This window comes from Limnospira platensis NIES-39 (genome assembly GCF_026000695.1).
Taxonomy (GTDB): Bacteria; Cyanobacteriota; Cyanobacteriia; order Cyanobacteriales; family Microcoleaceae; genus Limnospira; species Limnospira platensis.
In genome coordinates this window covers 6,659,823-6,679,675 of record NZ_AP026945.1, presented here as the reverse complement: position 1 = coordinate 6,679,675, position 19,853 = coordinate 6,659,823, and the positions used below count along the sequence as shown (strand labels likewise).

Annotated in this window: 22 protein-coding genes and 3 pseudogenes; 11 read left to right on the top strand and 14 right to left on the bottom strand. The window is 41.1% G+C overall.

Translation table 11 applies throughout. The annotated features are described in order from the left end of the window. Positions 1-33: 33 nt before the first annotated feature. Both N39L_RS32665 and N39L_RS32660 read right to left on the bottom strand, forming a co-directional pair. Positions 34-1,509 (bottom strand): MBOAT family O-acyltransferase, encoded by a 1,476-nt coding sequence (locus tag N39L_RS32665; RefSeq protein WP_014277516.1) that lies wholly within the window; start codon positions 1,507-1,509, stop codon positions 34-36. Positions 1,510-1,604: 95 nt separating this feature from the next. Further along, on the bottom strand, positions 1,605-3,335 hold the full coding sequence (locus tag N39L_RS32660; RefSeq protein ID WP_014277515.1) for a glycoside hydrolase family 10-like protein: 1,731 nt from the start codon (positions 3,333-3,335) through the stop codon (positions 1,605-1,607). A gap of 241 nt (positions 3,336-3,576) precedes the next feature. On the opposite strand from N39L_RS32660, the gene N39L_RS32655 reads away from it, so the two are divergent. From N39L_RS32655 to N39L_RS32645, 3 genes are all read left to right on the top strand, one after another. Continuing rightward, a complete protein-coding gene (locus tag N39L_RS32655; RefSeq protein ID WP_006616475.1) occupies positions 3,577-4,089 on the top strand; it encodes a hypothetical protein in 513 nt (170 codons plus the stop codon). 284 nt (positions 4,090-4,373) lie between these two features. Continuing rightward, positions 4,374-4,565 carry a hypothetical protein gene (locus tag N39L_RS32650; RefSeq protein WP_006616474.1) on the top strand — a complete coding sequence of 64 codons (192 nt, stop codon included), beginning with the start codon at positions 4,374-4,376 and terminating at the stop codon, positions 4,563-4,565. A gap of 63 nt (positions 4,566-4,628) precedes the next feature. Further along, positions 4,629-6,086, top strand: coding sequence for a site-specific integrase (locus tag N39L_RS32645; RefSeq protein ID WP_014277512.1), 1,458 nt, complete (start codon positions 4,629-4,631; stop codon positions 6,084-6,086). 945 nt (positions 6,087-7,031) lie between these two features. Here the strand turns inward: N39L_RS32645 and N39L_RS32640 are convergent. The 10 genes and pseudogenes from N39L_RS32640 to N39L_RS32595 form a co-directional block, all read right to left on the bottom strand. Then, entirely contained in the window at positions 7,032-7,421 is a 390-nt protein-coding gene (locus tag N39L_RS32640) for a hypothetical protein (protein WP_014277511.1), read from the bottom strand. Further along, positions 7,375-7,656, bottom strand: a complete 282-nt coding sequence (locus N39L_RS32635) for a hypothetical protein (RefSeq protein WP_035736471.1) — start codon at positions 7,654-7,656, stop codon at positions 7,375-7,377. The genes N39L_RS32640 and N39L_RS32635 overlap by 47 nt, the downstream gene beginning before the upstream one ends. 18 nt (positions 7,657-7,674) lie before the next feature. Next, a complete protein-coding gene (locus tag N39L_RS32630) occupies positions 7,675-7,953 on the bottom strand; it encodes a hypothetical protein (protein WP_231852055.1) in 279 nt (92 codons plus the stop codon). Positions 7,954-8,015: 62 nt separating this feature from the next. Next, a complete protein-coding gene (locus tag N39L_RS32625; RefSeq protein WP_014277228.1) occupies positions 8,016-8,237 on the bottom strand; it encodes a hypothetical protein in 222 nt (73 codons plus the stop codon). Positions 8,238-8,249: 12 nt separating this feature from the next. Continuing rightward, entirely contained in the window at positions 8,250-8,828 is a 579-nt protein-coding gene (locus tag N39L_RS32620) for a hypothetical protein (protein WP_014277229.1), read from the bottom strand. Next, a complete protein-coding gene (locus tag N39L_RS32615; protein ID WP_014275578.1) occupies positions 8,825-9,445 on the bottom strand; it encodes a hypothetical protein in 621 nt (206 codons plus the stop codon). The genes N39L_RS32620 and N39L_RS32615 overlap by 4 nt, the downstream gene beginning before the upstream one ends. Before the next feature lie 85 nt (positions 9,446-9,530). Continuing rightward, positions 9,531-9,920, bottom strand: coding sequence for a hypothetical protein (locus N39L_RS32610; RefSeq protein ID WP_231851946.1), 390 nt, complete (start codon positions 9,918-9,920; stop codon positions 9,531-9,533). 289 nt (positions 9,921-10,209) lie between these two features. Continuing rightward, positions 10,210-10,575: a hypothetical protein gene (locus N39L_RS32605; protein ID WP_014275577.1), complete on the bottom strand. Its 366-nt coding sequence runs from the start codon at positions 10,573-10,575 to the stop codon at positions 10,210-10,212. Next, positions 10,568-10,831, bottom strand: a pseudogene (locus N39L_RS32600) (PDDEXK family nuclease); the annotation flags it as partial. The gene N39L_RS32605 and the pseudogene N39L_RS32600, both read right to left, overlap by 8 nt. Further along, positions 10,821-12,198, bottom strand: a pseudogene (locus tag N39L_RS32595) (hypothetical protein); the annotation flags it as partial. The pseudogenes N39L_RS32600 and N39L_RS32595, both read right to left, overlap by 11 nt. A 63-nt stretch (positions 12,199-12,261) precedes the next feature. On the opposite strand from N39L_RS32595, the gene N39L_RS32590 reads away from it, so the two are divergent. The 6 genes from N39L_RS32590 (at position 12,262) to N39L_RS32565 (ending at position 16,222) form a co-directional block, all read left to right on the top strand. Beyond that, positions 12,262-13,059 (top strand): hypothetical protein, encoded by a 798-nt coding sequence (locus N39L_RS32590; protein WP_014274437.1) that lies wholly within the window; start codon positions 12,262-12,264, stop codon positions 13,057-13,059. A gap of 26 nt (positions 13,060-13,085) precedes the next feature. After that, positions 13,086-13,433, top strand: coding sequence for a hypothetical protein (locus N39L_RS32585; protein ID WP_014274438.1), 348 nt, complete (start codon positions 13,086-13,088; stop codon positions 13,431-13,433). Positions 13,434-13,499: 66 nt separating this feature from the next. Then, the gene (locus N39L_RS32580; RefSeq protein ID WP_014277510.1) at positions 13,500-14,726 is read left to right on the top strand and encodes a hypothetical protein; all 1,227 of its coding nucleotides are present in this window, start codon (positions 13,500-13,502) and stop codon (positions 14,724-14,726) included. 156 nt (positions 14,727-14,882) lie between these two features. Next, entirely contained in the window at positions 14,883-15,599 is a 717-nt protein-coding gene (locus N39L_RS32575; protein WP_014277509.1) for a tail fiber domain-containing protein, read from the top strand. An 11-nt stretch (positions 15,600-15,610) separates the two neighbouring features. Further along, complete coding sequence (locus N39L_RS32570) at positions 15,611-15,967, top strand: hypothetical protein (protein WP_014277508.1); 357 nt, start codon at positions 15,611-15,613, stop codon at positions 15,965-15,967. Next, positions 15,968-16,222: a hypothetical protein gene (locus N39L_RS32565; protein ID WP_014277507.1), complete on the top strand. Its 255-nt coding sequence runs from the start codon at positions 15,968-15,970 to the stop codon at positions 16,220-16,222. Between the two features lie 370 nt (positions 16,223-16,592). On the opposite strand, the gene N39L_RS32560 is transcribed toward N39L_RS32565, so the two are convergent. Continuing rightward, on the bottom strand, positions 16,593-16,727 hold the full coding sequence (locus N39L_RS32560) for a hypothetical protein (RefSeq protein WP_286131321.1): 135 nt from the start codon (positions 16,725-16,727) through the stop codon (positions 16,593-16,595). A gap of 467 nt (positions 16,728-17,194) precedes the next feature. On the opposite strand from N39L_RS32560, the gene gcvT reads away from it, so the two are divergent. Further along, positions 17,195-18,307, top strand: coding sequence for a glycine cleavage system aminomethyltransferase GcvT (gene gcvT / locus N39L_RS32555; protein ID WP_006615988.1), 1,113 nt, complete (start codon positions 17,195-17,197; stop codon positions 18,305-18,307). Positions 18,308-18,322: 15 nt separating this feature from the next. On the opposite strand, the pseudogene N39L_RS32550 reads toward gcvT, so the two are convergent. Then, positions 18,323-18,436: pseudogene (locus tag N39L_RS32550) on the bottom strand (Uma2 family endonuclease); the annotation flags it as partial. Between the two features lie 293 nt (positions 18,437-18,729). On the opposite strand from N39L_RS32550, the gene psbA reads away from it, so the two are divergent. Continuing rightward, a complete protein-coding gene (psbA, locus tag N39L_RS32545) occupies positions 18,730-19,809 on the top strand; it encodes a photosystem II q(b) protein (protein ID WP_014276244.1) in 1,080 nt (359 codons plus the stop codon). Positions 19,810-19,853 lie beyond the last annotated feature (44 nt).

Below are 19,853 nucleotides of genomic sequence, written 5' to 3'. Positions count from 1 at the left end.
GGTTGGGGTATCACTGGGGGGGAGTCCTGGGGCTTAAAAGTCAAAATAAATGTAGGGTAAACCACCTTCTGGGGCTAATAATAAGACGGCGAAAAAGCACAGGGGAACTAAAATTAACTTGATGGGCCAGTTGAGTTGTACTTTGAAACCCCGTCGAAATGCGGTGGCGATCGCCATGGCTATGATTACCCCAACTAGAATCCTGACTAAATCAATTCTTTCAACTCCTAAAGCCTCCACATAAACTAGGTGGGCAAATTGAATATCGGCGCTGGTTCCCCAAAGGTTTTGCACTACCCAAAATGAATCCTTTAAGTCAGGAAGTCTGAAGAAAATCCAAGTCCAAAAAACCATTAATTGGGTGATAAACCAACTGATAATTATACCTGGAAAAGTTAGCCAAATCCACTGTATTGATAACTGTTTAGATAGGGTATCTGTGAGTCGATGAATAACTAAAGCTACCCCGTGTAATACTCCCCATAAAATAAACCCCCAGGCTGCGCCGTGCCAAATTCCGGCAATTAACATGACAATTAGTAAGTTGAGACAGGTGCGGGTGAGTCCAACCCTTGAACCTCCTAGGGGAAAATAGAGATAATTTCGCAGCCAGTCCCCTAGGGTGATATGCCATCGTCGCCAAAAATCGGCGATACTGGTGGTAAAGTAGGGAGCATCAAAGTTTTCTGGTAAGTTTAATCCTAGTAGTAATGCTGTACCTCTGGCTAGGTCTACATAGCCGGTAAAATCTAAATAAAGCTGTAAACCATAGGCGACTGTAGCCAGCCATAAGTCGCCACTTCCAGCCCGTTGTAAGTTTTCAAAACTTAGGTCTACAAAAATACCAATGCGATCGGCAAAAATTCCTTTTTTGACTGCGCCCATAGCCAGCAACCATAAGCCATCTGTGATTTTTTCTGGTGTGGGAAATTGCAGGGTTTGAAATTGATTTTTGAGATGATGATAACGGGTAATTGGGCCGGCAATGAATTTGGGGAATAAGAATTTATAGCTGGTAAATTCTAGTAAAGAATTGGTGGGGGGTGCGCCTCTATATACATCTATTAAATAGGCGATTATTTCAAAGCAGAAAAAACTCAATCCTAAAGGTGGTACAATATAGGACTGTACCCAAACGGCTGCATCTTGAATCTGATTGTTATTGAATGTACCGCCAATGATATTGAGCAGAAAGGGAATATATTTAAAACCTAGTAATAGTAGGAGATTGATGATAATTCCAATCCACAATAAAATCAGGCGGCGACGGTTAAAGGAACTATTAGCAATTTGCCAATCTTCTAAAGGTTCACCGATAGAGAGGGCTAAACCAAAGTTAAAGAAAATGCACAGTAAAAGCAGGGGGATATATTGAATTTGTAGGGAGGCATAAAATATTAAACTGGCTGCTAATAGTATGATTAATCTGCCTGTGCGCCAGGGTATTAGCCAATAAATCAGGAATATAAGAAACAGGAATATCGCGTAATCGGTGGAGATAAAAGTCATAGATATGGCAGTGGGAATAGGAAAGGCGGGTTATCTGGTAAGGGTCAACGGTGACCAATTCAGTTAATTAACCCGCCCTTTGGTGAAGTTAGAAGTTAACTAACATTGACGATCGCCTCTGAACTTTCGTTAGCCATGCGATCGACGGCTCGCAGGGCGTAGGTTCCTGGTGAGACACTGACGGCTGTGGTATTGCGATCGATGACACGCACCAACTGCCAACCATTGGTAAACTGCTGGTATAAAGCCCAAGACCGGATATCATTATCAGGAGATGGATTCCAGGAAATCATCCCCGAAGCAGCTTGTAAACCCGTTGGGGGTTGTGGTGGTTCATTATCTAGCCAAGGCATAGACGGCGGCAGGGCGGGAGTTGGGTAAACAGATGATTTAAACACCTCATTAACGCCACTTTGATTATCCCGAAACATCTTCATACTAAAAAAGATATTTCCCAGGGAAAGTTGATTAGCTTTTTGGCGAGAAATTTGGACTTGTCGCTGAAACTCAGATACAGGCCAACCATTAGCCAATTGACTGAGAAAGTTGCCCGTATAAATATGGCGTTGGAAGGGGTTATTTCGTACCCACCAATCCAATAACACCGGATAACTCTGTTGTGGGGGGTCAATGCGCCAATAGAGTTGGGGAGAGAGATAATCTAACCATCCCCTATCCATCCATAATTTGACATCAGCAAAAATCGCCTCATATTGATCCATACCCACAATTCCGGGAGCCTTTCCAGGGCGATAAATACCAAAGGGACTAATCCCAAATTTGACATAGGGCTTAACTTCCTTAATCCCCTGATATAGGCGGAATATCATCTGATTGACATTATTTCGCCGCCAGTCAGCCAGGGAGAGATTACCCCCAGCGGCTCGATAGGCGTTGTAGGTTTGTCCGTCTGGGAAAGGAATTCCGGGTTTGGGATAAGGGTAAAAATAATCATCGAGGTGAACCGCATCTATGTCGTAGCGCCGGACAACATCCATAATCACGTTATAGGTGCGGTCTTGTACTTCTTTGGCACCAGGGTCCATCCAAATTAGGTCGCCGTAGCGGTAGGCGTATTGGGGATAAACGGCAGCCATGTGATTGGGTGCAAAAGGACCCCTTTCTGAACCCATGCGGGCGCGATAGGGATTAAACCAAGCGTGGAGTTCAATATTGCGCTTGTGGGATTCTTCAATGGCAAATTGTAGGGGGTCATAGAAGGGATTAGGGGCTTCCCCTTGTCTTCCGGTGAGCCAGGTACTCCAGGGTTCAAGTTGGGACTGATAGAAAGCATCGCCGGTGGGTCTAATTTGCAAGACTAGGGCGTTAAGGTTTAATTCCTGCATCCGGTTAAGGATAGCTAGGAGTTCAAATTTTTGTTGGGCTACAGATAGATTTGATGCTGAGGGCCAGTCAATATTAACTACGGAGGCGACCCATACTCCCCTAAATTCCCGTTGATGGGTGGGTTGATTGGCTTGGGGGCTGTTACTGGCTGTTTCAACAGGCTTGGGGAGGGGAATTTGGCTGAGTTCAAAATCGAGCCCTACCTGGGTTGGGGTTGGTTGGGGTTGTGGGGGGTTGGTAATGGCGGAAATTATGCGATCGCCTGCCGCCGCACAGTAGGCGTGGGTTTGGCTAAGGACGAATCCGAGAATCAGCCCACATACCCAAATGCCGATTTTTCTCTGGAGGCTAGTGATGGGTTTAACGGTGATAGATTCCCGGTAGCCCCTAAATTTTCCGAGGCGGCGCGAGTCGTTGTTGGATGTCATAGATGGATCTTGAGCAGATAATTTGGTGATGATTTTGGTTAGGATAAACAATTTATCAGATTTGGCCTTATAGTGGCTACTGGCTATGGTAATGCGATCGTTAGGAATCCTGAATAAATAGATATCCGGGACAATAGTTTGGTTCCAGTAATAATATCAGTTGATATCTGAGGTAAAATTTGCTAGAGTTCCGAGATACCTCTGGCAAAAGTCTCAGGAATTTGGAATCCTAGGGCAATAGCCTGTAGGATGGCTCGGCAAACCACTAGGTGATTTTGAGGAGATGAGTTTAATGAAGTCTAAACTGTTAGGTGGGCTGTGTGTGCTGATTACAGCATTCATGCCTGTCAAAGCCTTAGCCCAAATTGGAGTTCCCACAACTCCATCAGATTTTGATATCAGATACCAGCGACCAGATCCGCAAACAGGCAGAGTTACTCCCCCCAGATACTACAGCTTGCCCGATTTGTCTTATCCTCTGAGGACTCTCCCGGCTGCTTTCCGCTATCCGATTATGTATGAATTAGGAGTTAACCGCAACATCAGAAGTGATGCAGTGATCACCGATGAAGTATTTATTCCTAATCTCCCACCAATTCCTGCCGGCATTACCCTAGATAATATTCCCCGCGTCCGCGCTGAATATACCCGCCGGGTTGAGGAATGGGGCGAACGGGTTCAGGAATGTAAGAGACTTGATCCCCTGATCATTAAAACTGATACAGGAAACCCAGTGTTAATTAATCAACGTTCTGCTGGCAGAATTCTTCTGAACGCTAACAATATTTCTGTTTGTCCCAGATAACAGCATCAGAGATTATCGGTTGTTGCTCAGATATTGTTGCTAATCCCCTCTTGGTATCAAGATGGGGATTATTTGTATTTGGGGCCGAAAATAGATCCAAATTATGCCACCTATGGCGACTGGAAATATTTTGAGCCATAATTGAATGATAATCGTGTTTGCGCGTGATTTTTAAGGGTCCGAAAATTTGAGAATTCATGAAACTATGACTCCTAGTTAGTCCCTATAAGTGGCACAGGCAACTGCGGAGTCTGCCCAAAAGTCCTATGTCAACTTAATCCATTATGATATTCTCCAATCAAATCCAGGTTTTATCTGCTGCTTATTCGTCTCATCGAGTTAAACGTCAGTTAACCGGACCCCTGATGACCCCGGATAGTCCATTATTGGCTTTGTTTGAAGCCGGCTTAGATGGGATGGTGATAGCAGATAACTTGGGATATTACCTGGATGCTAATTGCATAGGTAGCCTATAACCCCTATTCTACCGTTACTTAGGTGTTACTCAAAACCATAGCAGGATAACAAGTGAGTAAAAAATGAGTAACGCTACTGATACCCCTACAGTAGGGGGAAAGGGTAACTATGATGAGAGTTACGCTAGATTCTTGAAAGCCTATCAAGACTTTAAAGGGGAATGTCCCAAAGGAGTGACACTCAAACTACAAAAGTCCGGGGCTAGGTACAATCTACTATTGCAGTTTAAGCAACCATCTACCGGGAAACGGCTACCCAAAACGGCTAACCTTGAATGTACTCCAGAAGGGGTTATTGATGGAGTCAAGAAAGCTAAACTGGTATCAGAAGCCCTAGGGACTATCACTAGCGCTAGTGAATTTTGGGATTGGTACGATAAAACCATCCTAGGGAAAAATCAGATTGAGAATAATCTGATAACCTACCGGGACATCTTTAAACAAATTGAGGATGAGTATTTTGCGGGGTACAACCGCAACACAGGAAGGAAACGTTCTCGCGATATCGCTAGTGATTTAGTATCTTACGAGACTGCTAAAGAGGTATATTTCAAGTTGTTTCCTAATTGGGATGAATATCCTAGCTGGGAGAGTTTCAAGGCTATGCTATATATTCCCTTGCAGAATGGAGAACAATTAGTAGGCTCCAAAACCTTCAAGGAACGTTACTACATCTTAAAAGCCATAGCTGAGAAATCACCTAACAAAGAACACTTGCTTAAACAGCTTGAGCCTATTAACGCCAAACAAACACAATTCAGAAAGAAACAACGGATAGCTGTTGATGTATTTAAGGATTGGTGGTTTAAAACCAAACAAGAAGCCTATACTATTAAAAATCACCAACATCAATCATGCCGGCATAGTTGGTTATGGGTGACGAGTATGGCAGTAATGTATGGGTTAAGGCCTACCGAGATAGCCGCCGCCGTTAATCTAACTAAGCCATTTGTAACGGATGATGGTATCACTATCAAAGCACTGTCAGACCCCGATAATCAGGATAATTACTTGGTGCTAGGTGACTATGTTTACTTTACTGACGCAGAAGGTCGGAAAGTGAGTATTAAAACAGGGGGAAGGATTGTTGCTCCAGTTCCCAGCCCTGAAATGTTTGAGTTTCTGGAATTGAAAAAACCTTTATTGCCTCAATATACCCCTAGAAAAGGCAGTAAACCCAAAAGCATAGTTAGAGGCTTTGACGTAACGTTTAGTCAAAAAATTTCCTCTATGAAATGCCCGGTAACCCAGAAATATGCTTTTCGTAGACTGTACAACCTGTTAGGTGAAAAGTATGGACTACCTATCGAGTTACGAGCTAGACTTATGGGTCATAGCACAATCGTTAATGAAGGTAAATATAAAACAGAAGGCATTGACGCTACGTTAGAAGTTCTCAAAGGATGCTCTAAGTTACCTATACCATTGGATGTAGCCATAGAACGGTTAACAGCGTTAGGGGTTGATATTGATAGCTCTGAAGCTAAATTATTCCTTGGAGTTATCTATCAGATAGATTAATCTAATCGTCAACCTTTCATAAATTAACACCCCTAGATTAAACCCCTAGGGGTTATTTTATGGCTACAGATTGATGGATCCTGCTATGGTTTTGAGTAACACCTAAGTAACGGTAGAATAGGGGTTATAGGCTACCTATGCAATTAGCATCTGTCAAAGTGTGTTAACTATAAACCCTTATCCTGACAGCGATAGCGGTTATTACTCAACCCGATAGTCGTACCTAATTACTCAGATATTACTCACAATCTAGTCCTAGCACAGGAAAATAATTCTGTCAATAGGTTGATTACTCAGTCAATAAGCACAACTTAATCAATCTGTCAAATGCCTACTATCTCCCCCTAACCAAACACCGATAGGGTAACTCTCTCGTGATACCCGTCAATGGCAAGCCTATCGGTTCGTTACGAACCATTGACTGCTATCACATCGGTCGCACCCCTAAGAGTGTTTGTTTCGGTTATGGGGGGAGGGTATGGCTCAAATTTCAAAACCCATAGGGGTAGTCAGATTATTAGTGAAATATTGAGGAGCCTACTCACTACCAACAAAATGCGATCGCATAATCACGACTAACCTGGCTATGACATACTGAAGCGATACCCCTAAACAACTTTTCAACTGGTGACTTGTTTCGTCATCTCTCGCTGATACCTACATAATCCTAGAGAATTGATTCCCCATCGAAACCGATACCTACATACCGCTAGACAAGTCTCCAATTTTTGGTGGTAATCATCCCGTGCCGAACCCAGTACCCCTAATAGACGGGTTAAGGTTTTGGCTTAGGGTGTTTATTGTGGGTAAACTAGGGGGGTAAGCATATAAATAATTTTCGATACCGTATTTTCGGTACTGAAAACAGATAATATGAATGAACCCCTACAGTCAGAAACCATAGGGGCCATTTAAGTTATTGAGTTAGCTGTTAGGTGTTAGGGTTTAGTACAGGAAATGTCGTTTTGGTAGCTCCCCGCTAATCTTACACTTAGTAATCATAGCTAACGCTACGTCTGTTAGCTTGTCTACAATGAGTTGGTCAGATTTCCCTATGTAGATGTGATGATTGACGCTACCATCCCACCCTTTGAGGTTCCAGTAGGTAAAACCATTAATTGAGAGTTTTTTGCACAACGTAAATCGTTTACCATTAACCTCTACTGAAAAAGATTTATGGGTTTCTAGGTATTTAAACCATTCTAAAGAACCTACTTCGATACAGATATTACCATGACCTACCAGAAACCCTTTGTAAGACCCTGTTAGTGTGACTACTGGGAGTAGCTTAGGCATGAAAATCACCTCCCAGTAGGATATCGCTGTTATAACCATTAAGGTTACATTCAGGTGATATTACGTCTGAATCGAATCGAGTAATAATTGGATACTGAGATTCTACCCATTTCTCGTGTACTGCCAGAAAGTCAATAGCGTAATTATGAGCAATTTCTGCTATCGTGATTCTATCCTCACGAGTTGCTGTTAAATTATTGCCAGCTAATCTGACAAAAATCTCCCTAGCCATTTCTGCAATAACCATCATTTTTTCTTGTTCAAACTCATTCATGGCTTTATTTCCTATTGATTAATTGAACTTGTGATCATCATTATCGGGGTGATTTTGATTATTGTTGTGTTCTGTAATTTTTGCATTAAGCAAGGCTTCAATGCCTTTGAGTAACTCGATTTCCGCGTTTAAAAAATGCCTGTGGATTTGAATAAATTCGACAATTTCGTCGAATTGTTCAGATGTGATAGCAAGTTCTACTAAGTCAAGTAATCCTACAACGTTAGGATTTAATCGATTACTCATGTAGCTATATTCTACTACGTTTAATCCGGGTGTACTTAATTTGATTGACATGGTTTTATCCTTTGATAGTGGTTAAGTTGTGATAGTTTAACGTCATTTCGGACGAGTTTAAATTATTCGATTTTGGTTAGTAAATGCTTAATATAATTAAGCTGTTTGAGCAATAATTGTTTTTTTGCTTCTGCTAAGGATAACTCAATCTCGCAATCATTCATTATTGAAATTAACGTTTCTTTAGCGTCTTCTCTGTTGGCGTTGTAGACTGTACTATCTACCATTTGTTTAAATGTTTTAAACCTTGCCTTTATAATGGCATTTGTGTTGGTTTGAGTCATTTTTTTGGTCTCCTATATGATGTGTTTCCAAACATTTTTGCCGTTCTGATTAATCATATTATATCCTCTATTTTTCATTAGATTAGTCAACTCTGAAACATTAACGCGACTATCAAGATATCCATCTGTTTTAGCTCTCTCAATGGCTTCTTTTAACGCTTTCGGGTCGATATCAGTTACAACCTCGGTTAACTCAGGACATCCCGCGTTAATTGCCTGGTTGTTTTGTTTCATTTTTGCCTCAATACCTTGAGTGATAAAACTGTCTAAAAATTGTTCAGTACCTGATGATATAGTCAAGATTTTTTCATTAACAAAATCCCAGTAATCATTGAAGCGTTTAATTGATTCATTGATAGATAATTGATAAATCAATGAATGGGTGACAATAATTTCACTTGATAACCTAGCGTTAATGATATCTTTTTTGTGTTTCTGTAGTTGTTTTTTGACCTTGCTGTATTGATTGCAGTTATCGATATTTCTCCAGAAAATTTCTAATTGAGATGATAATTTATCAAGCGTAATATCCTCTACATCGTTTAAATCACTTAACTCGTAACCATTGCCCCTATATTCCTCTGATGTCATAGTCTCTTTTTAAACCATATAGGAAACATCCGTCTTTTGAGTTCGTTTAACTCCCAAAATGTCCACAATGGATGTATTGAATTAATCACCTTTAAAGCGAAAGCATTAAAAATCATGTTAGTTCCCGGTGTCTGACTACTGATGGTTATTCGGCTATTTTTGCGGTTTAACACCTTGAAAAGCGATAACATATTCTCATTTTCAATTAATAAGCTAGGGGTGATATCTTCCCATACCAATATAAAATTTTTCTCAAATTCACATTGAAGGGGGTCATAAAATCGTTCATGTTGTATCTTGTTTCTCAGTGAAGCGAAAGTGCTATTAGCAAGCACCGAGGTTGTCTTGTATAGTTCAGATGCTACGGTAGCTACCTGTGACTTTCCAGTACCGCTAGACCCCCAAAGGAACAGGATACCAGCGGTAGACATTAACGTTACTGGAGACGCTATAAACGAGGCGATAATTGGAAACTGAATATCAGGATATGGTAGAACACAGACAGCCCGTAAAACAGACTCTAATTGCTCACCCAGGTTGCCTTCTGTGATTATTTCTTCTAGTTCAGATGACATCTGACTTCTAATTAGTCTATAATCAATATAGTCCTCAGACATGGTAGTAACCTCTTATCGCTCTTGACTTGTTGACATGGTATGGTAGTTATTCCCCCCTAAATATTTAGGGGGGATTTATTTGTGACTACATTAATCGCAGTAATTCAATTAATGCAATTAATACATTAGAATCAAGTTGTTTAACCTTGTTATAAAGACTCTCAAAGCTAGGGTCACAATCCAAAACCTTAGCCCCTTCTGTTAACCTTTCCTCGAAGGTTTTGTATTTTGCCTTTCCATTAAATCCTGCTTTATTTTTAGTTTTGGATTCAATGAAAGCGTCAATATCTCCGATTGAGTAAGTAGCGAAAGATTGATTGAATGGATTAATACATTCAATTTCTAAGATATTAGAAATATCAGAGTTTAAATTATCGTCTCCGATATTTCCCTCTAATATCCTGTCAGAAGGTCTGACTGATGATTGACTTAGATTTATTGTTGCTGTAAACATCACAGAACCGTCTGTAAGCATTGAGTCACTTTCGACTATTTTAAGCAATGCGAGTTCTGGAGATGTAGGGGTGTATTCTCGTTTTTTGCCGTTATATTCAGTCTCGTATTTTTCAATACAAAACCGTACAGCAATTAATTATTTATCACCTTTGGAATAACTCCAATCCCTATCATTGAAGTTAGAAAAATCCCCTGATACACCTTTCCCGAATATCCATAAATGAGGTGACTTAATTCGGAATTATGCATAATCAACAATTAGAAAGGTTGCCGTTTCACCGGGCTTAACTGCACTGCAATAACTAAATTTATCGTCCTGTTTTTTGCCGTAATATCCGATACTCATGATTAACTATCCTTTGATGATTGATTATGACGTTTGAAATTTTTTTACATACCTCCCAAAATTGAGGGTTACCAACAATTGATACTCGTAGGCTGCCTTCATTTGTCAACCTTGCTGTAGCGTGACCTCTGTAGTCCCCCCTAGGGCTATAACAACCCATATAGGAATAAGCTAAATCAAGGATTTCCTGGGTTTTATGTTCCTTTATAGGGGTTAGTATCCGGTAGGCTATTTGAGTGGTTTCTGACTCAAATAGGTGTGGGTTATAGGTGGTGTTTATTAACTCACCGTCAATAGAAAATAACCCCTTGTAGTGTAGTTTATTCATTGTTTACCCTTGGAATCTCTAAGTTTTTCAAAAGCCCCTTAAACTCGTCGATATTGATAAATGAGATGCCTTGCCATCGGTAGGATGTCCCCCTTATAACAAACCAACACTGATTGACTAAACCAGGATTAAGGTACTGCAATAACTGCATTTTTAGCTTAAATGAATCAGTTAATACTCCCTTAACTTCGATGTAACGATTAAAGAACGGACTATAAAAGTCGGGGGTCCAGGTGATATTTTTCCAAGGTTTCTGGCAATGTGTTTATTCGTTTAATTCTGTTCTCTGGATTATCAGCATTAACCGTTATTTTTTCCGGCATTTCAGCCGGAAAGTATTCAGGGTCTAGGAACTCGTAAATCCTTCTAATCATTCCACAGCATTCTTCATTCATGTCTGTCTGGTATTGTGATTTGACGAACGTTGTTTTCTGGCGGCAAATAATCTTTATCTTCAGACAGAATCCATAGTTTATAGCTATAATTACGGGTGTTCTCCCAAATTCGTGTACCGTCTAAGGAGGTGTAGTTTAATCTAGTACTCGTAGGAAATACTGGATACCAGTATGTATTTTCATACCACCTACCTCGATAGGCATTCGAAAATATGTCAGACTCATATTCGTAGTATGATTGATGACCTCTATCAGCATATGGAACTTCCCATAAATGTATATACTCTAACATTGCTTCCGGGTCTTTAGTCCAAACAGTTGTTACGTCTGTCCAGGTTGTGGTTGGAGTTAAACGGTAAAAGATAGACCCGAATAATGGACTAATACTAAGCCTATTTGGACCACGACATGAAGCGTTATATTCAGAGTTATAAAAACTATTAAATGAAACATTTTCACAACCTGAATTCATATAGTAAGGTTTTAACGGGTATAACTTACGATGTTTAACATAATCATTATGTACAATTATCGGCTCTTCGTAATTGTACTCTGAATCATTCCATGATTCTTCCCACTCTATAAACACATCTAATCCAATCTTATTAAGTCTAAAATTTGACGTTGTTGATTCCTGCTTTCTCCACCAATGCCTATTAATACTAGATGTTCCACTGCTAAGTCTACTATTTACTATTTGAGCAAAAATCATTAAATGCCATTTATCATTATTTTTAACAGGATAATCACGAGGGTCTGGCATTTCGTTCCCCGGTTTTGGTGGCCGCCTTCCTTTATCATCATCTACCTCGTCACCGCTATTAGGACCGCCAAAACCTCTACCAGCGCCACCCTTTCCCCTAGGTTTTTTTCCTCCCTTTGGTTCATCTCTTTTTGGGGGTTCCTCGTCTACTCGTCGTGTGTCATCATCTACTCGTCGTGCCTCGTCTTCTCTTTTCCACCTACCATGGTCTTCTGGGTTAATTCCACGCGGCACTCTGGTAATTGGGTCCCAAGGATTTACTAATCCGGGAACACCTCCTCTATCTCTTTCCCTTGCATACGGTAAACCCCTACCAAAGTCCATTGTTGAAGATGTTTGGTCACCTAAATCTCCTGCTAAACCTGAACTTACACCGCCTGACCTACCAACCCCGCCTGACCTACCAATATTCCTGGGTGTGCTTGACCTAATAGTATCTTTAATTTTTATAGTGTCTCTAACCATTTAAATAATCGCATTAAAGTAGTAATATTATACTAACAAATAATTTATTAATAGGTGGTTAAAATGGTGAGAGGTGTTAAAAATATCACGGCTAATATCAACGCTGCTAACTGGAGTAACGCCATAGAGTTATTTAACGGGACTACTTTAGAATCATTAATAACAGAAAGATATAAATATGATATCGGTATTTACAGCTATATATCATCGTTAAACGCTAGATGTTACACTCCCAGTATTGCACAATCACAAATCCCCAAAATTTACCCGGAAGATAGCTATTACCAACGGTGGGAAAAAAAACAGGAAGTGTTGCAGGAAGCGGTAGATTTACAAATATTTTATGGGAATATGGCAACAGAAAACGGGTTAAATTTAGGGATTGTCAAATTGCCATATTATGGAGGCATTCACACCGAAAACCTGTTAATTGAATTAATCACTAATCAAAACGAAGGTTTAGCAATTGATAGCAACTCAATAGTTAAAGCTAGGTGTTTAACTCAGTTACATAACAATGATTCTATTAATATTTTGGGCATGGCTGAATATCAACTCGATACAGTTCCTAAAACCCCTACATTGACACAACCCGAAAATTTTGGGGTGACAATAGGCAATACCCCCACATTAGTTAGACCCTCAAATATTAATCGGTATAGGTTGCACTTACAAAACGTAGGTTCTGTAGGGGTATGGTTTTGTCACGGTGATATCAGTAACTGTGTACCTTATCAATGCCTATATTTACCTCCTAACGCTGGGTGGGATGATGAACTAAAATCAACAGCTTCTATCTATGCTATAACTGAGGATAGCGTAACCAATATTGTTGGGTTAGAACAAACAATAAATTGGTAAATTTTACTTTGATTTAGGAGTTTATTATGAGTTTCTCAGTTTATAGTTCTGTTGTCAATTTAGACACTCTAAATATGAGCAGTAAAATACCGGGAACTCCCGAAACTACCGCGATAAGTTTGACTGCTAACACTATCACGGAAGTTGTGCCTATCAATGCTACCAGTAACGGTAGAACGGTGTTTGTAAAGAATCGGTCAAATACCAATGTACATCTAATATTTGACCCTACAGGTGATAGCGTGTCAGACGCTGCATTTTCGGTTAAGCCAGGTGATACCATCTCAATAACGTGGGGTAGAACTGAGTTACAGGCGATAGCAGAATCTAGCGCTAGTATCAGCGTTACAATTATCGAATATATCAATATGTAATCATCAAATGAATGGCTAGTATTAAGTTATTAGCCATTTATTTGATTACTCAATATAGAGGCAGTTATGACTAATTTCAACATTTACTCTAGTAAGTTTGGGCAATCAACCGATGACTTGCCAGAAGGTGAAGTTAATCTGTATTTAACTAATGAACGGATACAAGCAGTTATTGACTCCAATACTAATTTAGTCAAATTAACTGAGTTAATTTGGAATAATATTATTAATAAACCTGGCACTTTCCCCCCATCTACTCATTCCCATAGCTGGACTGAAATAACGTCCAAACCGTCTACGTTTACTCCATCAGAACATACACATACTATTGCTAATGTTACAGGACTTCAAAGTACATTAGACGGTAAAGAGCCTACTTTTACCAAAAGTACAGCATTTAACAAAAATTTTGGAACAACTATTGGAACTGTTACAGAAGGTAACGATGTCAGATTATCAAATGCTAGAACACCAACTAGCCATACACATACCTTATCTCAAATAACAAATTCAGGTAATGTTGCTGCCATTGATACAAATGGCAGTACATCTAACTATTTACGCGGCGATGGTGTTTGGGTAACACCTCCTAATACAACCTATTCTGCGGGAACTGGCTTAACTTTAGTAGGAACTGAGTTTAGAAACACCGCCCCAAACGTATCCACCAACCTCTCTACAAGCACTACAAGCAATACGTTAACCGTTAACAGTTCTGACGGTACTAATGCTGTATTACCTGCTGCTACAACAACCGTTGCAGGTGTAATGTCGAACGCTGATAAGACAAAGCTGGATGGGATTGCGGCAGGCGCACAAGTAAATGTAGCAACTAATTTAGGAGTAACAGCAGGAACAACAGCAGGTCCTGTAGTTACATCATCAACAGGAACTAATGTTACTTTACCTACAGCTAGTGCAACTAATTCAGGGATAATTACAACTGGGAATCAGACATGGACAGGAGTTAAAACATTTAATTCATTAATTACCGGGTCAATAAGTGGAAACGCCGGAACAGCAACAGCACTTCAAACTGCTAGAACAATTAATGGGACTTCGTTTAATGGTAGTGCCAATATAACAATAACTGCCAATACTCCTAATACATTAACAAATGGTACGGGATTAACTGGAAATAATTTTAATGGGAGTACTGCCACAACATGGGCGGTTGCTTATGGCACTACAGCAAACACAGCCTGTCAAGGTAATGATAGTAGATTATCTAACGCTAGGACTCCCACAACGCACACACATTCAAATATTACATTAACTGCAGGTGATGGTTGATCCGGAGGAGGAACTTTAGCAGCTAATAGAACAATTAATGTAGATTCAACTGTAGTTAGAACTACAGGTAATCAAACTTTAACAGGAATTAAAACATTTAACATAACAAATAATCCAGTAACTTTTGCAACTAATGAAAGTTTTCCTGATGGAAATATGCTTATTGATTTTAATGTTTGGAGGGGGTTTGACATCCGCCGGATAGGCTCTAGTGCTGGTTCGGCAAATTTAGTACTAAATAGTAGAGTTGGAGGAAATAGCTGGGCGTTTTCTTATCAGGGGAATTATTCTATGCAATTAGAAGCAGATAATAATCCTAGAGTATTTATATATCATGGTATTAATTTTCATCAAAGCGATGTTTGGCGAGGTGCTCCTGACAATAGATATTCAATACAATTATATAACGGGCAGACATATTTTATAAAGAGCTCAACTCTTTCATCATCTGGAGTACATACTAGATTTAGAGTAGGAGGCACAAATGTATCTTATATTAACGATAATGGAGACTACGTTAAAGGTAGCTCTGATCTTAAATTCAAAACACTTTTATCAAAACCAACTCTAGGGTTAAGCGAAATTAACGCATTGACAGTCACGTGGTTTAAGTATAATGAACTTGCAGCATTTCATGGCTTTAATCCAAGTACAGAACAATTTGGTTTAATTGCTCAAGAAGTACAAAATATATATCCTAACGCAGTTGAAGTGATTAAAAATGACCATACAGATAGTCCTGAAGTTGACGACAAAAAAATAGATTACTTAACAATCATGTATGATAAACTGATACCATTAGTGATTGCGGCAATTCAGGAATTATCAGAAAAAATCGACAAATTGGAAAATATGCTAAACACTCAACAATAAATTAACAGATAATGCCTAATGCACTTGATATATCAGAGGGTAATTGGTTTAAGGTTTATGAACTTAATTTCAGGATAGAAGATGATAGTACCCTACACGGTACTAAAAAATTACCTGACATTTCTGGCAGTAAATTTGTTAGGATATTATTTGACGCTGACAGTGTACCCGTGTACTGGAAAATGGCAGGGTGGTTAAAATTTTACACATACAATGATGTGAAGCAGAATATGATGGTTAAACGTGAAATTATATGGCTTAATGAATATCAAATAATTGAATCACCGCCGTACAGCAATTTTTACGCTTCATTTTCTCCACTAGAAAGGATTAAATGGTTTACACTTCATTTTTGGAAATTAATATAAATGAACTTAATAATAGTTGAATTAGGGTTAATTATTGTCGCGATTATTATCAGTATGTTCATTACGCATACAGGAAACCTAATTATTGAGAATAGGTTAGACGGTATCCAAAATAGCCTAAATTATTTGATTAGATATGTTAATGATTTTATGCCATCAACAGTTTGTAAAAAACAGTTAGAAGATAAAAAGCAATCACCCCCTCTTCCAATTAACAGAGATGATATTGATGATGATGGTTGGAGAAAACCCTAAGCCCTAACACCTAACAGCTACCCCAATAACTTAAATGGCCCCCTCTGGTTTCTGACTGTAGGGGGTGTCTATGTATTTTTTGCCAGTAGGCCTATTGCAATAGGCCTATTGGAAGTTTATATGAATGCTTGCCTCTAATTTACCCACAATAAACACCCTAAGCCAAAACCTTAACCCGTCTATTAGGGGTAATCATCCCAGGCGGAACCCAGTACCCCTATAAATTGGAGACTTGTCTAGCGGTATGTAGGTATCGGTTTCGATGGGGAATCAATTCTCTAGGATTATGTAGGTATCAGCGAGAGATGACGAAACAAGTCACCAGTTGAAAAGTTGTTTAGGGGTATCGCTTCAGTATGTCATAGCCAGGTTAGTCGTGATTATGCGATCGCATTTTGTTGGTAGCGAGTAGGCTCCTCAATATTTCACCAATAATCTGACTCCCATAGGGAACCAGGTAGGCGGTCTGATATCTTTGTACATTGATAGGGGTATCGTTGTACATTGATAACCTAGTGGGTTCCCCCTACGGCTACCTACGGCTATCGTGTTGACTTGGAAGCATATCCCCCCCCTAACCGAAACAAACACTCTTAGGGGTGCGACCGATGTGATAGCAGTCAATGGTTCGTAACGAACCGATAGGCTTGCCATTGACGGGTATCACGAGAGAGTTACCTTATCGGTGTTTGGTTAGGGGGGTGGTATGGGTATTTGACAGATTGATTAAGTTGTGCTTATTGACTGAGTAATCAACCTATTGACAGAATTATTTTCCTGTGCTAGGACTAGATTGTGAGTAACATTTGAGTAACTCGATAGGATATAGGGGTTGAGTAATAACCCGCTATCGCTGTCAGGATAAGGGTTTCAAGGCAATGCAGGCGAAAGGAGAGTTTCCAGGGAGGCGATCGCAGTTGTGAAAGTTTGCCTTAAAATAAATACTTATCCCATTACCGTTAGACTCCGGCAATGAAACCAACCCTGACTCGCACCCCTCTATATGACCTATCCGTTGAACTCAAAGGCCGGATGGTTCCATTTTCAGGCTGGGAAATGGCGGTTCAGTATTCCGGTATTACCCAAGAACATCAAGCAGTGCGATCGCAAGTGGGACTATTTGACATCTCCCACATGGGCAAATTTTCCCTCCAAGGTGAACAGCTAATCAATGCCCTCGAACCCCTATTTCCCTCTAGTCTCAGTCGTCTACAACCCGGTCAAGCCCAATATACAGTCCTATTAAATAGCAGTGGCGGCATATTGGATGATGTCATTTTTTACTACCAAGGCTTAGACCCAGCCACAGGAAACCAGCGGGGAATGATGATTGTTAATGCAGCCACCAAGTCCAGAGATAAGGCTTGGGTTGTCGCCCATTTGGAAGGAACCGGAGTCGCCCTAGAAGACCTATCTCGCAGCCAGGTATTAATTGCAGTCCAGGGACCTCAAGCGGAAGCCGTCCTTGGACCCCTAGTAGAAGCCGACTTATCAGCAGTTGCCAATTTTGGACATATAGAAACCACCCTATTAGGAAAACCTGCATTTATCGCCCGCACCGGATACACCGGAGAGGATGGGTTTGAGGTAATGGTAAATCCCCACACCGGAGTAAATTTATTTCGACACTTAATAGAAGTGGGGGCAACTCCCTGTGGTTTGGGCGCTAGAGATACCCTGCGTTTAGAAGCGGCAATGGCTTTGTATGGGCAAGATATTGATACCCATACCACCCCTTTAGAGGCCGGTTTAGGCTGGTTAATCCATTGGGATGAGAAGGGAGACTTTATCGGCCGTGAGTCCCTAGAATCGCAAAAATCAGGGGGTTTATCGAGGCGGTTAGTGGGGTTAGAAATGCAGGGGCGATATATTGCCCGCCACGGTTATCCTGTGAAGGCTGGCGGCGAGGTTGTGGGAGAAATTACCAGCGGCACAATGTCCCCTACCCTGGAAAAGGCGATCGCCTTAGCCTATGTTCCGGTAGAATTAGCCAAAATCGGCCGCCAAGTAGAAGTAGAAATCCGTAATAAAATCTACCCGGCAACAGTGGTTAAACGTCCCTTCTATCGTTCCCCACATCGGTAGTTAACAGTTCATAGAGTGGCGATCGCTCCCAGCCTGTTGCCATGACCGGATCAGGACGTTGATGGCAATGCGGTGACGGTTACTTTCTAAAGGCTCTCCATCATCAAAAATCAAATCTGTCGGCGGCATGGAGGGTTCCCAGTCCGTTTCCGTAGCAGTTTCGGGGCTAGTATTGGCAGTGAGTTACTGACATTTTCCGTTCCCCCCTCTCTCGTATTTCCGAGTTGCTCACGATTATATCCCCAGCCACCCATAGCCGCCTGGGACCACAGCCATGATAAGCCCTACTGATAGCAGCCATGAGAATAAGTGTGGCTCAACCCCTTTACAAACCTTAACCGAGTGTGTCATATTATGAACACGGTAGAAAAACAACTGCCGGATAAGTACCTCGAAAATTCAATACAGCAATCATATCCAACATGACTACTACCATTCAGCAGCGCGAGAGCGCCAACGCTTGGGAACGGTTCTGTAGCTGGGTAACATCCACCAACAACCGCCTTTATGTAGGCTGGTTCGGTGTTCTGATGATCCCTACCCTACTAACTGCTACCATCTGCTACATCATCGCTTTTGTAGCTGCTCCTCCCGTTGACATTGACGGTATCCGCGAACCCGTAGCTGGTTCTCTGTTGTACGGAAACAACATCATCTCTGGTGCGGTTGTTCCTTCTTCCAATGCGATCGGTCTGCACTTCTACCCTATTTGGGAAGCAGCCAGCTTGGATGAGTGGCTCTACAACGGTGGCCCCTACCAGTTGGTAATTTTCCACTTCCTGATCGGTGTATTTTGCTACATGGGTCGTGAGTGGGAACTGTCCTACCGCTTGGGAATGCGTCCTTGGATCTGCGTAGCTTACAGCGCACCTGTTGCCGCTGCTAGTGCAGTATTCTTGATCTACCCCATCGGACAAGGTTCTTTCTCCGACGGTATGCCTCTGGGTATCTCTGGAACCTTCAACTTCATGTTGGTATTCCAAGCAGAACACAACATCCTGATGCACCCCTTCCATATGTTGGGAGTTGCCGGTGTCTTCGGTGGTGCTTTGTTCTCCGCGATGCACGGTTCTTTGGTAACTTCTTCCTTGGTGCGTGAAACCACCGAAATCGAATCTCAAAACTACGGTTACAAATTCGGTCAAGAAGAAGAAACTTACAACATTGTGGCAGCTCACGGTTACTTCGGTCGCCTGATCTTCCAATATGCTTCTTTCAACAACAGCCGTTCCCTGCACTTCTTCTTGGGTGCTTGGCCGGTAATCGGCATCTGGTTCACCGCTTTAGGTGTATCCACCATGGCCTTTAACCTCAACGGTTTCAACTTCAACCAGTCCGTAATGGACTCGAGCGGTCGGGTAATCAATACCTGGGCTGATGTCATCAACCGCGCTAACCTGGGTATGGAAGTAATGCACGAGCGTAACGCTCACAACTTCCCCTTAGATTTGGCTTCTGCTGAGTCTGAGCCTGTAGCTTTGGTTGCACCTCAAATCGGCTAATTTATAGCTTCGATTAAATCAAGCGCCTCCCAGTCGGGGGGCGC

Excerpts from the sequence above, each read along its gene's own strand:
- N39L_RS32665 (WP_014277516.1), bottom strand. The coding sequence starts at position 1,509 with ATGACTTTTATCTCCACCGATTACGCGATATTCCTGTTTCTTATATTC.
- N39L_RS32655 (WP_006616475.1), top strand. The coding sequence starts at position 3,577 with ATGAAGTCTAAACTGTTAGGTGGGCTGTGTGTGCTGATTACAGCATTC.
- N39L_RS32650 (WP_006616474.1), top strand. The coding sequence starts at position 4,374 with ATGATATTCTCCAATCAAATCCAGGTTTTATCTGCTGCTTATTCGTCT.
- N39L_RS32645 (WP_014277512.1), top strand. The coding sequence starts at position 4,629 with ATGAGTAACGCTACTGATACCCCTACAGTAGGGGGAAAGGGTAACTAT.
- N39L_RS32640 (WP_014277511.1), bottom strand. The coding sequence starts at position 7,421 with ATGGTTATAACAGCGATATCCTACTGGGAGGTGATTTTCATGCCTAAG.
- N39L_RS32635 (WP_035736471.1), bottom strand. The coding sequence starts at position 7,656 with ATGAATGAGTTTGAACAAGAAAAAATGATGGTTATTGCAGAAATGGCT.
- N39L_RS32630 (WP_231852055.1), bottom strand. The coding sequence starts at position 7,953 with ATGTCAATCAAATTAAGTACACCCGGATTAAACGTAGTAGAATATAGC.
- N39L_RS32625 (WP_014277228.1), bottom strand. The coding sequence starts at position 8,237 with ATGACTCAAACCAACACAAATGCCATTATAAAGGCAAGGTTTAAAACA.
- N39L_RS32620 (WP_014277229.1), bottom strand. The coding sequence starts at position 8,828 with ATGACATCAGAGGAATATAGGGGCAATGGTTACGAGTTAAGTGATTTA.
- N39L_RS32615 (WP_014275578.1), bottom strand. The coding sequence starts at position 9,445 with ATGTCTGAGGACTATATTGATTATAGACTAATTAGAAGTCAGATGTCA.
- N39L_RS32610 (WP_231851946.1), bottom strand. The coding sequence starts at position 9,920 with ATGCTTACAGACGGTTCTGTGATGTTTACAGCAACAATAAATCTAAGT.
- N39L_RS32605 (WP_014275577.1), bottom strand. The coding sequence starts at position 10,575 with ATGAATAAACTACACTACAAGGGGTTATTTTCTATTGACGGTGAGTTA.
- N39L_RS32590 (WP_014274437.1), top strand. The coding sequence starts at position 12,262 with ATGGTGAGAGGTGTTAAAAATATCACGGCTAATATCAACGCTGCTAAC.
- N39L_RS32585 (WP_014274438.1), top strand. The coding sequence starts at position 13,086 with ATGAGTTTCTCAGTTTATAGTTCTGTTGTCAATTTAGACACTCTAAAT.
- N39L_RS32580 (WP_014277510.1), top strand. The coding sequence starts at position 13,500 with ATGACTAATTTCAACATTTACTCTAGTAAGTTTGGGCAATCAACCGAT.
- N39L_RS32575 (WP_014277509.1), top strand. The coding sequence starts at position 14,883 with ATGCTTATTGATTTTAATGTTTGGAGGGGGTTTGACATCCGCCGGATA.
- N39L_RS32570 (WP_014277508.1), top strand. The coding sequence starts at position 15,611 with ATGCCTAATGCACTTGATATATCAGAGGGTAATTGGTTTAAGGTTTAT.
- N39L_RS32565 (WP_014277507.1), top strand. The coding sequence starts at position 15,968 with ATGAACTTAATAATAGTTGAATTAGGGTTAATTATTGTCGCGATTATT.
- N39L_RS32560 (WP_286131321.1), bottom strand. The coding sequence starts at position 16,727 with ATGTACAACGATACCCCTATCAATGTACAAAGATATCAGACCGCCTAC.
- gcvT (WP_006615988.1), top strand. The coding sequence starts at position 17,195 with ATGAAACCAACCCTGACTCGCACCCCTCTATATGACCTATCCGTTGAA.
- psbA (WP_014276244.1), top strand. The coding sequence starts at position 18,730 with ATGACTACTACCATTCAGCAGCGCGAGAGCGCCAACGCTTGGGAACGG.